This is a genomic window from Nocardia neocaledoniensis, assembly GCF_003182135.1.
Taxonomy (GTDB): Bacteria; Actinomycetota; Actinomycetes; order Mycobacteriales; family Mycobacteriaceae; genus Nocardia; species Nocardia neocaledoniensis.
On the sequence record NZ_QGTL01000009.1, the window covers coordinates 71,052 to 93,039 of the forward strand.

Annotated in this window: 1 protein-coding gene (running past both ends of the window); it reads left to right on the forward strand. The window is 72.0% G+C overall.

The whole window is internal to a non-ribosomal peptide synthase/polyketide synthase gene (locus tag DFR69_RS22825) on the forward strand: the coding sequence, 44,076 nt in all, runs 14,840 nt past the left edge and 7,248 nt past the right edge, and what appears here is coding positions 14,841–36,828, spanning codon 4,947 (partial) through codon 12,276 (complete); the first codon wholly inside the window starts at position 2. Both codon boundaries (start and stop) fall beyond the window edges.

Consider the following 21,988-nt stretch of genomic DNA (forward strand, 5'->3'; position numbering starts at 1 on the left):
CCACTCCTACGCGTTCGACTTCTCGGTGTGGGAGCTGTGGGGTCCGCTGCTGTTCGGCGGCTCGCTCGTGGTCGTCGACTACTACACCTCGCGCTCGCCGGAGCAGTTCCTGGAACTGCTGCGCGTCGAGCAGGTGACGGTGCTCAACCAGACGCCGTCGGCGTTCTACCAGCTCGCCGAGGCCGACCGGAACGCCGGACCTGGCCTGGCGCCGCTGGCGCTGCGCTACGTGGTCTTCGGCGGCGAGGCGCTCGAGCTGCGCCGCCTGTCGGACTGGGTGGCCCGCCACGGCGACAGCTCGCCGACGCTGGTCAACATGTACGGCATCACCGAGACCACGGTGCACGTGTCGTTCCGCGCGCTGGACGCGAAAACCATTGCCGCCGCGGCCGGTTCGGTCGTGGGCCGGGCGATCGCCGGTCTGGGCGTGTACGTGCTCGACAACCGGCTGCGGCCGGTGCCGGTCGGCGTCGCGGGCGAGATGTACGTCGCCGGACCGCAGTTGGCGCGCGGCTACCTCGGCCGCCCCGACCTGACGGCCACCCGCTTCGTCGCCAACCCGCTGGCAGGCCCGAACCAGGCCGGTTCGCGCCTGTACCGTTCCGGTGACCTCGCGCGCTGGAACCGTTTCGGGGAACTCGAATACCTCGGCCGCGCCGACGATCAGGTGAAGGTCCGCGGCTTCCGCATCGAACTCGGTGAGATCGAAGCGGCCGTGCTGGCCCAGCCCGGCATCGCCCAGGCCGCGGTCATCGTGCGCGAGGACCAGCCGGGCGATCAGCGCATCGTCGCCTACGTCGTGGCCGACGGCGACGCCCAGCCCGACCTCGAGGTCGTGCGCGCCGGCGCCGCCGAGCAGCTGCCCGCCTACATGGTCCCGGCCGCCCTGGTGCGCCTGGAATGGATCCCGCTGACCGTCAACGGCAAGCTGGACCGCAAGGCGCTGCCCGCGCCCGCGGTGCAGGCCAGGGCCTTCCGCGCACCGGTCACCCCGGTGCAGGAGGCCGTCGCCGCCGTCTTCGCCGACGTGCTCGGCCTGGACCGGGTCGGCGTCGACGACGACTTCTTCGATCTCGGCGGCAACTCGCTGATCGCCACCCGCGTGGTCGCCCGCATCGGCGCCGCGCTCGGCGCCACCGTGCCGGTGCGCGCCCTGTTCGAGGCGTCCTCGGTGGAGGCGCTCGCGGCCAGGGTGGAATCGCACACCGGCGGCACCGCGCGCGCGGCGCTGGTCGCCCGCGAGCGCACCGAGGGCGAGCTGGTCCCGCTGTCGTTCGCGCAGCAGCGGATGTGGTTCCTCAACAAGTACGACACCACCTCCGCCGCGTACAACCTGCCCGTCGCGATCCGCCTCACCGGCGACCTCGACACAGAGGCGCTCGCGCTCGCGCTGGCCGACCTGGTGCGCAGGCACGAGTCGCTGCGCACCCGCTACCCCGAGCACGGCGGCACCCCGGTGCAGCAGATCGTGGCCGCCGAGCGCATCTCGCTCGACCTGCGTCCGGTCGCCGTCGCCGCCGACGAGCTGTTCGAGACCGTCACCGAGTTCGTCTCCACCGGTTTCGATGTGGCCGAACAGGTTCCGTTGCGCGCCCGGCTCTTCCGCGTCGACGCGACCGAACACGTGCTCGTCGTCGTGGTGCACCACATCGCGGCCGACGGCTTCTCGATCGCGCCGCTGACTCGCGACGTCATGCGCGCCTACACCGCGCGGGCCCAGGGCACCGCGCCCGGCTGGGCGCCGCTGCCGGTGCAGTACGCCGACTTCGCAGTCTGGCAGCGCGCGGTGCTCGGCACCGAGGACGACGCGGACTCGGTGCTGTCGCGTCAGGTGGGCTACTGGCAGCAGCAGCTGGCCGGCGTCCCCGACGAGCTGACCCTGCCGTTCGACCGCCCCCGCCCGGCCGTCGCCTCGCATCGCGGGGCCACCGTGCACCGCGAACTCGCGCCGGAGCTGATCGCCCGGCTCGACGAGGTGGCGCGCCGTCAGGGTGCCTCGCTGTTCATGGTCATGCACACCGCGCTGTCGGTGCTGCTGTCGCGCCTGTCGGGTTCCGACGACATCGCCATCGGCACGCCCATCGCGGGCCGTGGTGAGCAGGCCCTCGACGACCTGGTCGGCATGTTCGTCAACACCCTGGTGCTGCGCACCGGCGTGCGCCCGGCCGAGTCCTTCACCGACCTGCTCGAGCAGACCCGCAAGGCCGACCTCGACGCCTACGGCAATGCCGACGTGCCGTTCGAGCGGCTGGTCGAGCTGCTCGCGCCCGAGCGCTCGCAGTCACGCAACCCGCTGTTCCAGGTGATGCTGGCCTTCCAGAACCTGGACCGCACCACGCTGGAACTGCCCGGCCTGGCCGTGTCGGCGCTCGATCTCGACGAGAGCGTCGCCCGCTTCGACCTGCAGTTCACCCTGTCCGAGCTGGGCGAACCCGGCAGCGGCGGGATGGCGCTTGCCCTGAACTACGCCACCGAACTGTTCGACGAGGCCACCGTCGACGCCATCGCCACCCGCTGGGAGCGGGTGCTCGAGGCCGTCGCCGCCGACGCCTCGGTGACCGTCGGCGCGATCGACGTCCTCGACGCCGACGAGCGCGCGGATCTGGTGCTGCGGGTCGGCGAGCCGCCGGTGCCCGCCCGCACCCTGCGCTCGCTGCTGGCCGAGGCCGTCGCCCAGAACCCGACCGGCGACGCCGTCGTGTTCCAGGGGACGGCTGTGTCTTACGCCGAGCTCGACGAGCGCTCGAACCGCTTGGCGCGCTTGCTGATCGCCGAGGGCATCGGCGCCGAGGACCTCGTCGCCGTCGGCGTGCCGCGCTCGGCCGACTCGGTGTTCGCCGCCTGGGCCGTCGCCAAGACCGGCGCCGCGTTCGTGCCGGTCGACCCGACCTACCCGGCCGACCGCATCGCGCACATGGTCACCGACTCCGGTTCGCCGCTCGGCCTGACCGTCGCCTCCGTGCGCGACGGACTGCCCGAATCGGCGCGCTGGCTGGTGCTCGAGGAGCTGGATCTGGACGCCTTCGACGGCGGTCCGATCGATGACTCGGAGCTGGTCCGGGCGACCACGCCCGAGCAGCCCGCCTACGTCATCTACACGTCCGGTTCCACCGGTGTGCCCAAGGGCGTCGTGGTCACCCACGCCGGTCTGGCCAACTTCGGCGAGGAGCAGGCGCAGCGCTACGCGCTCGATTCCGATACCCGCGCACTGCATTTCGCCTCGCCCTCGTTCGACGCCTCGATCCTCGAGCTGCTGCTGGCGCTGGCCCGCGGCGGCGCGCTCGTCGTGGTGCCGCCCGGCGTCTACGGCGGTGACGAACTGTCCGAGCTGATCCGCACCGAGCGGGTCACCCACGCGTTCATCACCCCCGCCGCCCTGGCCACCTTCGACCCGAGCGGCCTGGACTCGCTGCGGGTCCTGGTCGCCGGTGGTGAAGCGGTGCCCGCTGATCTGGTGAGCAAGTGGGCGGTTCCTTTGGAGGACGGCACCACTCGTGCCTTCCACAACGGTTACGGCCCGACCGAGACCACGATCATGACCAACATCAGCGCCGCGCTGGTGCCGGGCGAGCTGGTCACCATCGGTGGCCCGACCCGCGGCATGCGCTCGCTGATCCTGGACGCCCAGCTCCAGCCCGTTCCGGTGGGTGTCGCGGGTGAGCTGTATCTGTCGGGCATCCAGCTGGCGCGCGGCTACCACGCTCGCCCCGGGCTCACCGCCGACCGGTTCGTCGCCGACCCGTTCGTGCCGGGGGAGCGCATGTACCGCACCGGCGACGTGGTGCGCTGGACCGCCGAGCGGACCGTCGAATACGTCGGCCGCTCCGACTTCCAGGTGAAGATCCGCGGCTTCCGTATCGAACTGGGCGAGATCGACTCCGCCCTCGCCGCGCACGACACCGTCGACTTCGCCACCACCATCGGCCACAAGAGCGCCGCGGGCGCGGTCTCGCTGGTCGCGTATGTGGTTGCCGCGCCGGGCCGTTCGATCGACGTGGCGGAACTGACCGCGCACGTCGAGGACCGCCTGCCCGCCTACATGGTGCCCTCGTCGATCATGGTGATCGACCACGTGCCGCTGACCCCGGTCGGCAAGCTCGACCGCAAGGCGCTGCCGGAGCCGGTGTTCGCCACCGAGGTCACCTTCCGTGCCGCCCGCACCTCGCTGGAGCAGACCATCGCCGAGGTCTTCGCCGAGGTCCTCGGCGTCGAGCGGGTCGGCGTCGACGACTCGTTCTTCGCCCTCGGCGGCGACTCGATCGTCTCCATCCAGCTCGTCTCCAGGGCCAAGGCCCGCGGCGTGCTGTTCACCCCGCGCCACGTCTTCGAACAGCGCACCGTCGCCGGACTGGCCGCGGTCGCCGAAACCGCCGATGTGGCAGCGGCTTCCGCGGTGACGCTGGCCGAGCTGCCCGGCGGCGGCGTCGGCGAGATGCCGCTGACGCCGGTCGTCCGGTTCATGGCCGAGCGGCCCGGCTCGTTCGACCGGTTCAACCAGACGATGGCGCTGGAGTTGCCGGTCGGCATCGATCGCGCGGGCATCGCCGCGACGGTCGGCGCGGTCATCGACCGCCACGACATGCTGCGCTCGCGCCTGCGTCAGGTCGACGGCCGCTGGGTCGTCGACACGGCGCCCGTCGGCGCCGTCGACGCCGACGCGCTGATCGACCACAAAACCTTCGACGCCTCGGCCACCGACGACGAGCTGGTCGAGATCGCTTCCGCCGCACTGGATGCCAGTCTCGACCTGCTCGATCCGGCTGAGGGTGTCGTCGTCCGGTTCGTGTGGCTGGAGCCGGCAGCGAGTACAGCGGCGGGCGTGGTCTCGCCGTCCGCGACCGAGGACGGCGCCGCGCCGACGATCTCGCTGCCCGCGACCGGCGATGCCACCGGTTCGCCTGCCGGAGCGCTGCCGGGCACCGCCGCGGCGGCTCCGGCGAAGGCCACCCGCGCCGGGCGCCTGATCGTCGTCGCGCACCACCTCGTGGTCGACGGCGTCTCCTGGCGCATCCTGGTGCCCGACTTCGTCGCTGCCTGGGGTCAGCTGTCGGCTGGACAGCAGCCGGAACTGGTCGCCCCGGCCACCTCCATGCGGGCCTGGGCGCACGCGCTGGCCGACGAGGCCCGTGCCCCCGAACGCACCGCCGAGCTCGACTTCTGGCGTGAGGTCGTCGCGACCCCGGATCCGCTGCTCACCGAGCGGCCGATGGACCAGGCCGTCGACGTCTCCGGCGTCATCGAGAAGCTGCCGGTCGAGGTGTCCGCCGAGGTCACCAAGGCTCTGCTCACCACCGTTCCGGCGCTGTTCCACGGCGGCGTCAACGACGGTCTGCTGACCGCGCTGGCGCTGGCCGCGGCCAAGTGGCGCTCGACCCGCGTCGCGGGCGGGCATCGCGCGCGTCCGGACGACGACGCCCTGCTGGTGCGCCTGGAGGGCCACGGCCGCGAGGAAGAGGTCGCGCCCGGCGCCGATCTGTCCCGCACCGTCGGCTGGTTCACCGCGATCTTCCCGGTCCGCCTCGACCTGGCGGGCATCGACATCGACGCCGCGCTCGCCGGTGGTCCCGCCGTCGGCCAGGCGGTCAAGGCCGTCAAGGAGCAGCTGCTCGCGGTGCCCGACAAGGGCATCGGCTACGGCCTGCTGCGGTACATGAACGCCGACACCGCGGCCGAGCTGCCCGCGCAGCTGCCCGGTCAGATCAGCTTCAACTATCTGGGCCGGGTCGCCGACAGCGACGTGCCCGACGCCCTGCGCGGCTTCGGCTGGATCCCCGCGCCCGAGCTGGCCGCCCTCGGCGGCGCCTACGACGCGGACATGCCCGCCATGGCGCCGCTTGACGTCAACGCGATCGTCGTCGGCGACAAGCTCAGCGCCAACATCGGCTACCCGAGCACCCTGCTCGGCGCCGACGAGGTGCGCGAGTTCGCCGACCTGTGGGTCGCCGCGCTGGAAGCCGTCGCCCGGCATGCCAACTCGGCCGACGCGGGCGGGCACACCCCGTCCGACTTCGCTCTGGTGCGCGCGACCCAGCGCGACATCGACGGCTGGGAGCGGCGCTACCCCGAGCTGACCCAGGTGTGGCCGCTGGCCGCGCTGCAGGCCGGCCTGTTCTTCCACGCCCGCCTGGCCGCCAGCTCGGTCGACGTCTACACCGCGCAGGCGGTCCTGACGCTGACCGGTCACGTCGACGCCACCCGTCTGCGCGCCGCCGCCCAGGCCCTGCTCGACCGGCACGAGACCCTGCGCACCGCGTTCGTCACCGACGGCGACGGCAACGCCGTGCAGATCGTCCTCGACCACGCGCAGGTCGCGTGGACCGAGCACGACCGCACCGAGACCGGCGAGTTCGCCGACCTCGTCGAGGCCGACCGCAACGCCCGCTTCGACCTGGCCGCGCCGCCGCTGATCCGGTTCACGCTGATCCGCATCGCCGAGCACGAGTGGCGCTTCGCGGTGTCCAACCACCACATCCTGCTCGACGGCTGGTCGACCCCGCTGGTGATGCGCGACCTGCTCGCGCTCTACGCCCTGCACGGCGACGCGAGCGCGCTGCCCGCCGTCCGCTCGTACCGGCACTTCCTGGAATGGGTTGCCCAGCAGGATCATTCGGTGTCGGTCGCGGCGTGGTCCGACGCGCTGCGCGGCGTCACCGAGCCGACCCTGCTGGCCCGGCCCGACGCGAGCCGCGAGATCACGGCTCTGTCCGACGAGTACCTGTTCGACCTGGACGAGCCGACCACGGCGCGCCTGGTCGCGCTCGCCGCCGACCTCGGCGTCACCCCGAACACGGTGCTGCAGGTCGCCTGGTCGATCGTGCTCGGCCGGATGACCGGCCGCGACGACGTGCTGTTCGGCACCACCGTCTCCGGCCGCCCGGCTCAGCTGTCCGGCGTGGAATCCATGGTGGGCCTGTTCATCAACACGGTCCCGGTGCGCGTGCGCTTCGACGCCGCCGAGTCGGTGCGCGAGGTGCTCACCCGCACCCAGGGCGAGCAGGCCGACCTGCTCGACCACCACTACATCGGCCTGGCCGAGATCCAGTCGGCGGCAGGCATCGGCGGCCTGTTCGACTCGCTGGTGGTCTTCGAGTCCTACCCGGTCGACGCCGAGGGCATCAAGGCCCAGGCCGCCGACATCGACGGCATGGCCGTGACCGGCCTGGACGCCGCCGACGCCACGCACTACCCGCTGTCGCTGATCGCCCAGCTCGACACCCAGCTGCGCATCCGCGCCGGCTACCTGAGCGACCTGTTCGACGCCGCCACCGTGTACCGCATCGCCGAGCGCCTGATCCGGGTGCTCACCGCGATCACCGCCGAACCCGGTGTGGCCGTTGGCGATATCGAACTGCTCGACGCCGCCGAGCGCGCGCTCGTCGTGCGCGAGTGGAACGCGACCGCGCACGAGGTGGACCAGCGGGCCACCCTCGTCTCGATGTTCGAGGCGCAGGTGGCGAAGACCCCGCAGGCCACCGCCCTCACCTTCGAGGGGACGAGTCTGTCCTACGCCGAGTTCGCCCAACAGGTCTACCAGCTCGCGCGCTGGCTGATCGACCGCGGCGTCGGCCCGGAAACCTATGTGGCCCTGGGCATGCGCCGCTCGATCGACCTGGTGGTCGGCATGTACGCGGTGAGCGTGGCAGGCGGCGCCTACGTGCCGCTCGACCCCGATCATCCGGCCGAGCGCACGGAATACATTCTGGCGACGGCCGATCCGGTGTGTGTGCTCACCTCGGGCACCGACCTCGAGATCGACACCGCGCAGGTCCGCATCGACCTGCTCGACCTGGAGGGCTACGCCGACACCCGCGTCGCCGACGCGGACCGCACCACCCCGCTGCGTCCGTCGAACACCGCGTACGTGATCTTTACGTCGGGTTCGACGGGCCGCCCGAAGGGCGTGGCCGTGAGCCACGGCGCGATCGTCAACCGCCTGGTGTGGATGCAGGCGCAGTACGGTCTCACCGCGGACGATGTCGTGTTGCAGAAGACCCCGGCCACCTTCGACGTGTCGGTGTGGGAGTTCTTCTGGCCCTTGCAGATCGGTGCTCGCCTGGTGGTCGCCAAGCCGGACGGGCATCGCGATCCGGCCTACCTCGCGGAGATCATCCGCACCGAGGGCGTCACCGTCACCCACTTCGTGCCGTCGATGCTGGCGGTCTTCGTCGCCGACGCCGCGGCCGCGCACTGCGCGTCGCTGCGGATGGTGTTCGCCTCCGGTGAGGCGCTGCCGCCCAAGCCCGCGCACCGGTTGCGCGAGCTCACCGGCGCGGCGCTGCACAACCTGTACGGCCCCACCGAGGCCGCGGTCGACGTCACCTTCCACGAGGTCGTCGACACCGACACCGACACCGTCCCGATCGGCGCCCCGGTGTTCAACACCGAGGTCTACGTGCTGGATTCGCGGCTGCGGCCCGTTCCGGTGGGTGTCGCGGGTGAGCTGTACCTGGCGGGCACCCAGCTGGCGCGCGGTTACGTCGCCCGGCCCGACCTGACCGCCGACCGCTTCGTCGCCAACCCCTTCGAGGACGACGGCGCCCGCATGTACCGGACCGGTGACCTCGTCGCCTGGACCGAGCACGGCGAGCTGGAATACCTGGGCCGCACCGACTTCCAGGTGAAGCTGCGCGGCCTGCGCATCGAGCTCGGCGAGATCGAGTCGGCGCTGACCGGCCTCGACGAGGTCGCCCAGTCGGTGGTCGTGGTCCGCGGCGACCAGCACACCGGTGATCAGCTGGTGGCCTACGTGATCCCCGCGCCGGGCCGCACCGTCGACATCGAGGACGCGCGCGAGCAGCTCGGCGAGAACCTGCCCGCCTACATGGTGCCCGCGGTGCTCGTCGTGCTCGACGAGTTCCCGCTCAACGCCTCCGGCAAGCTCGACCGCAAGGCGCTGCCCGCGCCCGTGTTCGAGGCCGCGGTGTTCCGCGCGCCGACCACGCCGGTCGAGGAGATCGTCGCCGCCACCTTCGCCGAGGTGCTCGGCCTGGAGCGGGTCGGCCTCGACGACGACTTCTTCGCCCTCGGCGGCAACTCGCTGACCGCGACCAGGGTCGCGGCCCGCCTGTCGGCCGCGCTCGAGTCCGACATCGGGGTGCGCGAGCTGTTCGAGTCGGCCACCGTCGCCGCGCTGGCCGCGCGCGCCGAGACGCACTCCGGCGCCGATCGCCGGGCCCCGCTGGTCCCGCAGCAGCGCCCCGACCGGGTACCGCTGTCGCTGGCCCAGCAGCGCATGTGGTTCCTCAACCGCTTCGACCCGGAGTCCGCGGTCGACAACATCCCGGCCGCCGTGCGGCTGTCGGGCCTGCTCGACCGGCAGGCGCTGCAGGTGGCCGTGGCCGACGTGCTCGCCCGCCACGAGTCGCTGCGCACCTACTACCCCGAGGTCTCCGGTGCCGCGCACCAGGTGATCGTGCCGACCGGCAAGGTCATCCCCGACCTCGCGCCGATCGACACCACGGCCGCCGAACTGCCGCAACGGCTCTCGGATCTGGTCCGCACCGCGTTCGACGTCACCGCCGAGGTGCCGTTCCGGGCCGCGCTGTTCGAGCTGAGCCCGACCGAGCACGTGCTCGCCCTCGTGGTGCACCACATCTCGTCCGACGGCTTCTCCATGGGCCCGCTCACCCGCGACGTGATGACGGCCTACAGCGCCCGCGTCGAGGGCGCCGAGCCTGCCTGGCGTCCGCTCGAGGTGCAGTACGCCGACTTCGCCCTGTGGCAGCGCGCCGTGCTCGGCGACGAGGACGACGCCAAGTCCGTGATCTCCCAGCAGATCTCGTTCTGGTCCGAGCAGCTGCGCGGCCTGCCCGAGCAGCTGGACCTGCCCGCCGACCGGCCGCGTCCCGCGGTCGCCAGCGGTCGCGGCGCCACCCACACCTTCGAGATCGACGCCGAGACCCACGCGGCGCTGACGGAGCTGGCCCGCACCCGGGGCGCGACGCTGTTCATGGTCGCCCACGCGGCGCTGGCCGTGCTGCTGTCGCGGCTGTCCGGCGAGACCGACATCGCGATCGGCACCCCGATCGCGGGCCGTGGCGAGCGCGCGCTCGACGACCTGATCGGCATGTTCGTCAACACCCTGGTGCTGCGCACCGAGGTCGACGGCGACGCGAACTTCACCGAGCTGCTCGGCGAGGTCCGGGCCCGCGACATCGCCGCGTTCGGGCACGCCGACCTGCCGTTCGAGCGTCTGGTCGAGATCATCAACCCGGCCCGTTCGCAGGCGCGTCACCCGCTGTTCCAGGTGATGCTGTCGTTCCAGAACACCGGCCAGACCAGCCTGGAACTGCCCGGCCTCACGGTCAGCGGCGTCGACCTCGCGGTCGACGTGGCCAAGTTCGACCTGCAGGTGGTGCTCACCGAGAAGCCCGCCGATTCGCCCTCGGGCATCGTCGCCGAGCTGATCTACGCCACCGACCTGTTCGACGCGGCCACCATGGATCGCTTCGGCGCCCGGTTCGCCCGCCTGCTCGCCGAGCTCGCGGCCGACCCGCACCGCGCCGTCGGCGACATCGCACTGCTCGACGCCACCGAGACCGCCCTGGCCGTGCGCGGGTGGAACGACACCGCGCGCGAGCTGCCCGCCGCGGGCACCCTCGTCGAGGAGTTCGCGCGCCAGGCCGCGGCCACCCCGGACGCGGTCGCCCTCGTCGACCCCGGGACCGGCGCCACCCTGACCTACGCCGAATTCGCCTCGCGCGTACACCGTTTGGCGCACCGGCTGATCGAGGCGGGCGTCGGCCCGGAGCGGCTGGTCGCGCTCGGCCTGCGCCGCAGCATCGATCTGGTCGTCGCCGCGTACGCGGTGCAGGAAGCCGGCGGTGGCTACGTGCCGCTCGACCTCGACCAGCCCGCCGACCGCATCGCCTACGTGCTCGAGACGGCAGCGCCCGTGGTCGTGCTCACCACGGGCCGTGAGTCTTTCGACGCCGGTGAGCTGCCGACGCTGGCGATCGACACCCTCGAGGTGGCGGCCTACTCCGACGCGCCGGTGACCGATGCCGAGCGCCTCGCGCCGCTGCGCCCGCAGCACCCGGCCTACGTCATCTTCACCTCCGGTTCGACCGGCCGCCCCAAGGGCGTGGCCGTGCCGCACGCCGCCGTGGTGAACCAGATCCGCTGGATCACCGGGGAATACGGCATCGGCGCCGACGACGTCGTGTTGTTCAAGACCCCCGCCACGTTCGACGTGTCGGTGTGGGAGCTGTTCGGTCCGCTCAGCACGGGCGGCCGGATCGTCGTGGCGAGCCCCGACGGTCATCGCGATCCGCAGTACCTGGCCGATGTCATCGCCGCTCAGCGCGTCACGATGACCTCCTTCGTGCCGTCGATGCTGACCGTCTTCGCGGGCAGTGTGGATGCCGAGGGCGGAGCTCTGTCCTCGCTGCGCGCCCTGCTGATCGCCGGTGAGGCGTTCACCGGCGACGCGGTCGCCGCGTTCCGGCGGGTCAGCGACGCCGCGCTGTTCAACCTGTACGGCCCCACCGAGTTCACCGTGCACGCGACGCACGGCCCGGTCGCCGACCAGGTCGACGGCGCGGTCCCGATCGGCGCGCCGGTCTGGAATTCGGCTGCCTACGTGCTGGATTCGCGCCTGCACCCGGTCGCGGCCGGTGTCGCCGGTGAGCTCTACCTGGCCGGCGCGCAGCTGGCGCGTGGCTACTTCGGCCGTGCCGATCTCACCGCCGACCGTTTCGTCGCCGACCCGTTCGGCGCCGACGGCGCCCGCATGTACCGCACCGGTGACCTCGTGCGCCGCGACGCGGACGGCGTCATCACCTACCTGGGCCGCACCGACTTCCAGGTGAAGCTGCGCGGTCTGCGCATCGAGCTCGGCGAGATCGAGGCCGCGCTCACCGCGCACGAGACCGTCGCGCAGGCCGTGGTGGTCGTGCGCTCGGACGCCCGCACCGGCGACCAGCTCGTCGGCTACGTGGTGCCCTCCGCCGGTTCGACCGCCGAGATCGACACGCTGCGTACGCATCTGGCGGCCCAGCTGCCGAGCTACATGGTGCCCGCCGCGTTCGTCGCGCTCGACGAGATGCCGCTGAGCGCCAACGGCAAGCTGGATCGCCGCGCCCTGCCCGACCCGGTGTTCGAGGCGCGCGAGTTCCGCGCGCCGAGCACGCCGATCGAGGAGATCGTCGCCACCACCTTCGCCGAGGTGCTCGGCCTCTCGGGCGACCGCGCCGTCGGCCTCGACGACGACTTCTTCGACCTGGGCGGCAACTCGCTGATCGCCACCCAGGTGGTCGCGCGGCTCGGCGCCGCCCTGGACACCCGCGTCCCCGTGCGCGTGCTGTTCGAGGCGCCCTCGGTCGCCGCGCTGGCCGCCAAGGTGGAATCGCACGCGGGCAGCGGCAGCCGCCGCGAGCTCGTCGCCGGGCCGCGCCCGGAGCGGATCCCGCTCTCGCTGGCCCAGCAGCGCATGTGGTTCCTCAACCGCTTCGACAGCACGACCGCGGTCAACAACATCCCGCTGGCCGTGCGCCTGACCGGTGACCTCGATGTCGAGGCGCTGCGCCAGGCCGTGGCCGACGTGGTGGAGCGGCACGAGGTGCTGCGCACGGTCTACCCCGAGACCGCCGACGGCCAGGGCGTGCAGGTCGTGCTGCCCGCCAACCAGGCGCCGATCTCGCTGACCCCGATCACCGTCGACGAGAGCGAGCTGCACGCCCGCATCAGCGCCGAGGTGCTCACCGCCTTCGACGTCACCGCCGAGGTCCCGGTGCACGCCGCCCTGTTCCGCATCGCCGGTTCGATGGACGGCTCCCAGCCCGACACCCACGTGCTGGTGTTCGTGGTGCACCACATCTCCGGCGACGGCTGGTCGGTGCGCCCGCTGGCCCGCGACGTGATGATCGCCTACGCGGCGCGCTCGCGCGGTGAGGCGCCCGGCTGGGCGCCGCTGCCGGTGCAGTACGCCGACTTCGCGCTGTGGCAGCGCGAAACCCTTGGCGCCGAGGACGATTCGTCGTCGATGATCGCCCAGCAGGTCGCCTACTGGTCGGCGCATCTGGCCGGGCTGCCCGATCAGCTCGACCTGCCCGCCGACCGGCCGCGTCCCGCCGTGGCCTCCAACCGCGGTGGCGTGCACGAGTTCTCGATCGATCCGGCGCTCACCGCGAGCCTGAACGCGCTGGCCCGCGAGCACGGCGCCAGCCTGTTCATGGTGGTGCACGCCGCGTTCGCCGCGCTGCTCGGCCGCCTGTCCGGCACCGACGACATCGCCATCGGCACCGCCGTCGCGGGCCGCGGCGAGGCCGTGCTCGACGACGCGATCGGCATGTTCGTCAACACCCTCGTGCTGCGCAGCGCGATCGACCCGGCCCAGCCGTTCACCGACCTGCTCGCCCAGACCAGGGAGAACGACCTGGCCGCGTTCGGCCACGCCGACCTGCCGTTCGAGCGCCTGGTGGAGATCCTCAACCCGGCCCGTTCGCAGGCGCGGCACCCGCTCGTCCAGGTGATGCTGTCGTTCCAGAACACCGGTGAGGCTTCGTTCGAACTGCCCGGCCTCGAGGTCGCGGGTGTGCCGTTGGACGTGGTGACCGCCAAGTTCGATCTGCACCTGAACCTGACCGACCGCTACCGCGCCGACGGTTCCGCCGACGGCATGGCGGCCGAATTCGCCTACGCCACCGACATGTTCGACGCCGACACCATCGCCGCGCTCGCGCAGCGCCTGGTGCGGATGCTCACGGCGGTCGTGGCGGCGCCCGCCAAGGCGATCGGCGAGGTGGACCTGCTCGACCAGGCGGAGCGGCGCCGCGTGCTCACCGACTGGAACGCCACCGCGCACCCGGTCGACGAGACCGCGACGCTGGTGTCGATGTTCGAGGCACAGGCCGCGACCAGCCCGGACGCCATCGCCCTCACCTTCGAGGGGACGAGTCTGGCCCACCCGTCGCCCGACCACCACCCCTCATCGAGTCGCGCTGCGACGCTGACATACGCCGAGTTCACCGCGAAGGTGAACCGCCTGGCCCGCCACCTGATCGCCCAGGGCGTCGGCCCCGACACCATGGTGGCGCTCGGCATGCGCCGCTCGCTCGAGCTGGTGATCGGCATGTACGCCGTGAGCGTGGCCGGCGGCGCCTACGTGCCGCTGGACCCCGATCACCCGGCCGAGCGCACCCATTACGTGCTCGAGACCGCGGCGCCGGTCTGCGTGCTGACCACGGCGGGCGACGAGTTCGACGCGGGTACCACCACCGCGCTGCACATCGAGAGCCTCGACCTGTCCGGCTACGCCGCGACGCCGGTCACCGATGCCGAGCGCATCGCGCCGCTGCGTCCGTCGAACACCGCGTACGTGATCTTCACGTCGGGTTCGACGGGCCGCCCGAAGGGCGTGGCCGTGAGCCACGGCGCGATCGTCAACCGCCTGGTGTGGATGCAGCAGCAGTACGGCCTGACCGCCGACGACGTGGTGCTGCAGAAGACCCCCGCCACCTTCGACGTGTCGGTGTGGGAGTTCTTCTGGCCCTTGCAGATCGGTGCGCGCCTGGTCGTCGCCAAGCCGGACGGCCATCGCGACCCGGCCTACCTCGCCGAGATCATCGCGGCCGAGAGCGTCACCACGGCGCACTTCGTGCCGTCGATGATGTCGGTGTTCGTGGCCGAGCTGGCCGAATCCGCCGCCGACGCCGGCGCGCCCGGCAGCAGCCTGCGCCTGGTCTTCGCCTCCGGTGAGGCGCTGCCGGCGCCGACCGCCCAGCGCCTGCGCGCGCTCACCGGCGCGGCGCTGCACAACCTGTACGGCCCCACCGAGGCCGCGGTCGACGTCACCTTCCACGAGGTCACCGACGCCGACACCACCTCGGTCCCGATCGGCGCCCCGGTGTTCAACACCCAGGTGTACGTGCTGGATTCGCGCCTGCACCCGGTCCCCGTCGGTGTGCCCGGCGAGCTGTACCTGGCCGGTGTGCAGCTGGCGCGCGGCTATGTCGCCCGCCCCGATCTCACCGCCGACCGCTTCGTCGCCGACCCGTTCGGTGAGGACGGCGCCCGCATGTACCGCACCGGTGACCTCGTCACCTGGACCGCCGATGGTGAGCTGGAGTACCTGGGCCGCACCGACTTCCAGGTGAAGCTGCGTGGTCTGCGCATCGAGCTGGGTGAGATCGAGTCCGCGCTCACGGCTCTGCCGTCGATCGCGCAGTCGGTCGTGGTCGTTCGCTCCGACGAGCGGCTCGGCGACCAGCTGGTCGGCTACCTGATTCCGGCGGCCGGTGCGAGCGTCGACCTCGACGCCGTGCGCGCCGAACTCGGCGCCGAACTGCCGGGCTACATGGTGCCGACCGCGTTCGTTGTCCTGGACGCCTTCCCGCTCAACGCCTCCGGCAAGCTCGACCGCAAGGCGCTGCCCGCGCCGGTGTTCGAGGCCAAGGTGTTCCGCGCGCCCTCGACCCCGATCGAGGAGATCGTGGCGGGCACCTTCGGCGACGTGCTCGGGGTGACCCGCGTCGGCGCCGACGACGACTTCTTCGAACTCGGCGGCAACTCGCTGCTGGCCACCCAGGTCACCGCCCGCATCGGCGCGGCCCTGGACACCCAGCTCTCGGTGCGCGACCTGTTCGAGGCGTCCACGGTGTCGGCGCTGGCCGCCACCGTCGAGCGCAATGCCGGTTCCGGCCGGGCCCGCCCGCGCCTGACGGCGGGGGAGCGGCCCGCCCGCATCCCGCTCTCGCCGGCCCAGCAGCGGTACTGGTTCCTCAACCAGTTCGACACCTCCACCTCGGCGGTGGACAACATCCCGCTGGCCGTGCGCCTGACCGGCGAGCTCGACGTGCCCGCGCTCGAGCAGGCCATCGGTGACGTGTTCGCCCGGCACGAGATGCTGCGCACCACCTACCCGGCCTCGCCCGACGGCCCGCACCAGGTGATCCTGCCGATCGCGCAGAGCCGCGCGGTGGTGCACCACATCGCGGTCGACGAGGCCGAACTGCTCGGCGCCGTCATCGAATTCGCGATGACCACCTTCGACGTCACCCGCGAGGTGCCGCTCAAGGTGGCGCTGTTCGAGCTCAGCGAGACCGACCGGGTGCTCGCCTTCACCGTGCACCACGTCTCCGCCGACGGTTCCTCCATGGGCCCGCTGGCGCGCGACATCATGGCCGCCTACGTGGCCCGCGTGCAGGGCGAGGCGCCGCAGTGGGCGCCGCTGCCCGTGCAGTACGCCGACTACGCGCTGTGGCAGCGCGAGGTCCTCGGCGACGAGGCTGACCCGGCCTCGCTCGCGGCCAAGCAGGTCGCCTACTGGACCGAGGCGCTGGCCGGACTGCCCGACCAGCTCGAGCTGCCCGCCGACCGACCGCGCCCGCCCGCGCAGTCGTTCCAGGGCAAGGCGATCCGCTTCGAGATCGACCCGGCCCGCCACGCGGCCCTGCACGATCTGGCGCGCGCCAACAACGCCTCGCTGTTCATGGTCGTGCACGCCGCTCTCGCGGTGCTGCTGGCCCGCCTGTCCGGCACCGACGACATCGCGGTCGGCACGCCGATCGCGGGCCGTGGTGAGCGCGAACTCGACGATCTGATCGGCATGTTCGTCAACACCCTGGTGTTCCGCACGGCCATCGATCCGGCGGCCTCGTTCGCCGACCTGCTCGCCGACGTGCGCGAACGCGACCTGGAGGCCTTCGCCAACGCCGACGTGCCGTTCGAGCGCCTGGTGGAGGTGCTCAACCCGGTGCGCTCGACCGCGCGCAACCCGCTGTTCCAGGTGGGCCTGTCGTTCCAGAACCTGGCCGACACCACCTTCGAGCTGCCGGGCCTGACGGTCAGCGCGGTGGACTACGACTCGCAGCTGGCCAAGACCGACCTGCACGTCACCCTGTACGACCGCTACACCGACGACGGCGCGCCGGCCCAGCTGGTCACCGAATTCGGTTACGCCATCGACCTGTTCGACGAGTCGACGGTCCAGAGCTTCGCCGACCGCTTCCTGCTGGTGCTCGACGCGGTCGCCGCCGACGCGAGCGTCCCGGTGGGCGATATCGACCTGCTCACCGCGCCGGAGTCCGAGCGCATCGTCACCGCGTGGAACGACACCGCGCACGCGATCGACACCGACGCCACCCTGGTGTCGCTGCTCGACGCGACGGTCGCGGCGACGCCGGACGCCATCGCGCTGGTCGTCGACGAGGCGGGCACGGACACCGGTGCCCCCACCGGCCGCGCGTCCGAATCCGACGGCGCCGAGCCGGGTGCTCGCGGGGAGGCCGCGGAAATCAGCCGCCGCGAGCTCACCTACGCCGAGCTCGATGCCGAGGTCAACCGCCTCGCCCGGCACCTGATCTCGCTGGGCATCGGCACCGAGGACCGGGTGGCCCTGGCCATCCGCCGCTCCGCCGAATTGATCATCGCGATGTACGCGGTGGCGCGCACGGGCGCGGCCTACGTGCCGATCGACCCGGATCAGCCCGCCGAGCGCACCGACTACATCCTGGAGACGGCCGCGCCGGCAGTCGTGCTGACCACGGCGAACGCCGAGTTCAGCACGGCGGCGGCCGAGGTGGTCGTCCTCGACGAGCTCGACCTGAGCGCCGTGAGCCCGGCGGCGATCACCGAGCGTCGTGGTGAGCTGGTGCCCGCGAACACCGCGTACGTGATCTTCACGTCCGGCTCGACCGGCAAGCCCAAGGGCGTCGCGGTCCCGCACGGCGCGATCGTCAACCAGTTGCTCTGGGAGACCGCCGAATTCGGCATCGGCGCCGACGACGCGGTGCTGCTCAAGACCGCGGCCACCTTCGACCTCTCGGTCTGGGAGTTCTGGACCGCTGCCGTCGCCGGCGCCCGCCTGGTGGTCGCCACCGCCGACGGTCACCGCGATCCGGCGTACCTGAACGACCTGATGCGGGCCACCGGCGTCACCACCCTGCACGTGGTGCCGTCGATGCTCGACGCGCTGCTCACCGAGTCCGGCGCCGCGCTGCCGCGCACCCTGCGCCGGGTCCTCGCCATCGGCGAGGCGCTGCCTGCCTCCACCGCGCAGCGCTTCCGTGGCGCGAACACCGCGGCGCTGTTCAACTTGTACGGCCCGACCGAGGCCGCGGTCTCGATCACCAGCCACGCGGTCACCGACGCCGACCAGGTGTCGGTCTCGATCGGCGCGCCGGAGTGGAACAGCCGTGTCTACGTGCTCGATTCGCGCCTGCGCCCGGTGCCGGTGGGTGTCTCGGGTGAGCTGTACCTGGCGGGCGCGCAGCTGGCGCGCGGCTACTACGGCCGCGCCGATCTGACGGCCGACCGCTTCGTCGCCGACCCGTTCTCGGCGACCGGCGAGCGCATGTACCGCACCGGTGACCTGGTGGCCTGGAACGCCGAGGGCGAACTGGATTACCGGGGCCGCACCGACTTCCAGGTGAAGATCCGCGGCTTCCGCATCGAGCTGGGCGAGATCGAGGCCGCGCTGCTGCGGCAGCCGGGTATCACGTCGGCCGCCGTGCTCGCCCACACCGATCCGGTGGTCGGCGATCGCCTGGTCGCCTACGTCGTCGCGGGCGCGACCGATACCGCCGAGGGCGAGGCGACCGCGGGCTCCGCCGCCGAGCACGCCGGAATCGACAAGCTGGCGCTGCGCGCGGCCCTCGCCGCCGAACTGCCCTCCTACATGGTGCCGACCGTGTTCCTGCAGCTCGACGCGCTGCCGCTGAACGCCAACGGCAAGCTGGACCGCAAGGCGCTGCCGGAGCCGGAGGTCGAGAAGGCCGTATTCCGCGCGCCGGTGAGCCCGAGCGAACAGCTCGTCGCCGCCACCTTCGCCGAGGTCCTGCGCCTGGAGGCCGACAAGCGCTTCGGCCTCGACGACGACTTCTTCGCCTGGGGCGGTAACTCGCTGCTGGCCACGCAGGTCGCCGCGCGCCTGGGCGAGGCGCTCGACACCCGTATCCCCGTGCGCCTGCTGTTCGAGGCGTCGACCGTGTCGGCGCTGGCCCACCGCATCGAGCAGCACGCCGAGACCGGCGATCGCAAGGCGCTCACCGCGGGCCCGCGCCCGGAGCACATCCCGCTCTCGCTGGCCCAGCAGCGCATGTGGTTCCTCAACCGCTTCGACACCCAGTCGGCGGCCTACAACGTGCCCGTCGCGGTCCGCCTCACCGGTGACCTCGACGTGGCCGCGCTGCGCGCCGCGATCATCGACCTGGTGTCGCGGCACGAGATCCTGCGCACGGTCTACCCCCAGACCGAAGCCGGTGCGGCGCAGGTGATCCTGTCGCCCGCGCAGGCCGCGCCGGAACTGCTGGAACGCACCGTGGCCGCCGACGAGATGGAATCGGCTGTCGCGGAACTGATGTCGACCGTCTTCGACGTCACCGTCGAGGTGCCGCTGAAGATCGCGCTGTTCCGGGTCGAGAACACCGGCACCGAGGGCGCGGCCGCCGACGGCCGGTCCGCCGGAAGCATCGGCGCCGAACCGGCGGCGAACTCGGTCTTCGGGCCCGCCCGCACCATCTCCGGCGATTTCGTGCTCGCCATGGTCGTGCACCACATCTCCGGTGACGGATCCTCGGTCGCCCCGCTGACCCGCGACCTGATGACCGCCTACGCGGCCCGCTCGGCCGGTCAGGAGCCGGGCTGGTCGCCGCTGGCCGTCCAGTACGCGGACTACAGCATCTGGCAGCGCGAGCTGCTCGGCAGCGAGGACGATCCGGACTCGATGGCGGCCAAGCAGGTCGCGCACTGGAAGCGGGCGCTGGCCGATCTGCCCGATCAGCTCGACCTGCCCGCCGACCGGCCGCGTCCCGCGGTGCAGACCTTCGCGGGCAGCAAGGTCGACGTCCAGATCGACGCCGACACCCACCGCGCGCTGGTCGAACTGGCCCGCGCCGAGGGCGCGACGCTGTTCATGGTCGTGCACACGGCCCTGGCGGTGCTGCTGGCCCGCCTGTCGGGCACCGACGACATCGCCATCGGCACCCCGATGGCCGGCCGCGGCGAGGCCGTCCTCGACGACATGATCGGCATGTTCGTCAACACCCTGGTGTTCCGCACCAAGGTCGACGGCGGCGAGGCCTTCACCGAGCTGCTGGCCCGCCAGCGCGAGGACGACATCGCGGCCTTCGCCAACGCCGACGTGCCGTTCGAGCGCCTGGTCGAGGTGCTCAACCCGGTCCGTTCGACCGCGCGGCACCCGCTGTTCCAGGTGGGTCTGTCGTTCCAGAACCTCAGCCGCGCCACCCTGGAGCTGCCGGGTCTGCGGGTGTCCGGTCTCGACATCGACTCGCAGCTTTCGCAGTTCGACCTGCACCTCATCGCGACCGACCGTTACGGCGACGCCGGTGAGCCCGAAGGCATTTCGGGCATCTTCACCTACGCGACCGACCTGTTCGACCACGCCACGGTCGAAGGGTTCGTCGAGCGGTTCGTCCGTCTGCTCGGCGCGATCGTCGAGACCCCGCGCACCGCGGTCGGCGACATCGACCTGCTCGCGCAGGCCGAGCGCGCCCAGGTGCTGACGGCGCGCAACGCCACCGCGTACACGGTCGACACCGGGGCCACCCTGGTCTCGCTGCTCGACGCCTCCGTGGCGGCCGATCCCAAGTCGACCGCGCTGGTCACCGACGACGGCGCGCAGCTCACCTACGCCGAGCTCGACGCGCGGGTGAACCGCCTGGCCCGCCACCTGATCTCGCTGGGTGTCGGCCCGGAGGCCCGCGTCGCGCTGGCCCTGCGCCGCTCGGTGGACCTGATCGTCGCGATGTACGCGGTGGCCAAGTCCGGCGGCGCGTACGTGCCGGTCGACCCGGATCAGGCGGCCGAGCGCACCGGCTACATCCTCGAGACGGCGGCGCCGGTCTGCGTGCTGACCAACGCCGACGCCGAGTTCGCCACCGACGTCGCGCCCGTGGTGCGCATCGACGAACTCGGCCTCGAAGGCATCAGTGCCGCACCGATTTCCGACGCGGAGCGCACCGAGCCGCTGCGCCCAGCGCACACCGCGTACGTGATCTTCACCTCCGGCTCCACCGGTCGGCCGAAGGGCGTGGCGGTGCCGCACGGCGCCATCGCCAACCAGTTGCAGTGGAAGCTGGTCGAATTCGGCATGGACGCCGCCGACGCGGTGCTGCTCAAGACCGCCGCGACCTTCGACCTCTCGGTCTGGGAGTTCTGGTCGGCCGCCGTCTGCGGTGGCCGCCTGGTGATCGCCGCGGCCGACGGCCACCGCGATCCGGCGTACCTGAACGAGCTGATGTCGCGCGAGTGGGTCACCACCCTGCACGTGGTGCCGTCCATGCTCGACGCGCTGCTGGCCTCGGGGATGCCCGATTCGCTGTGGCGGGTGCTGGCCATCGGTGAGGCGCTGCCCGGTTCGCTGGCGCAGCGGTTCCGCACCGCGTTCCCGCGCACCGAGCTGTTCAACCTGTACGGCCCCACCGAGGCCGCGGTCTCGATCACCTCGCATCGGGTGAGCGCGGCCGACCAGGGTTCGGTCTCCATCGGTGCGCCCGAGTGGAACAGCCAGGTCTACGTGCTGGATTCGCGTCTGCATCCGGTGCCCGACGGTGTCGCCGGTGAGCTGTACCTGGCCGGCGCGCAGCTGGCGCGCGGCTACTTCGGCCGCGCCGATCTGACCGCCGACCGCTTCGTCGCCAACCCCTTCACCCCCGGCGCCCGCATGTACCGCACCGGTGACCTGGTGGCCTGGCACAAGGGCGAACTCGACTACCGGGGCCGCACCGACTTCCAGGTGAAGATCCGCGGCTTCCGCATCGAGCTCGGCGAGATCGAGGCCGCGCTGCTCGCGCTGCCCGAGATCGCGCAGGCCGCCGTCATCGCCAAGTCCGATCCGCGCACCGGCGATCGTCTGGTCGCCTACCTCGTCGGTGCGAACATCGATGTGGCACAGGTGAAGTCGACGCTGGCCGAGGGTCTGCCGTCGTACATGGTGCCGGCCGCGTTCGTCGTGCTCGACGCGCTGCCGCTCAATGTCAACGGCAAGCTCGACCGCAAGGCGCTGCCGGAGCCGGAGTTCGAGGCCCAG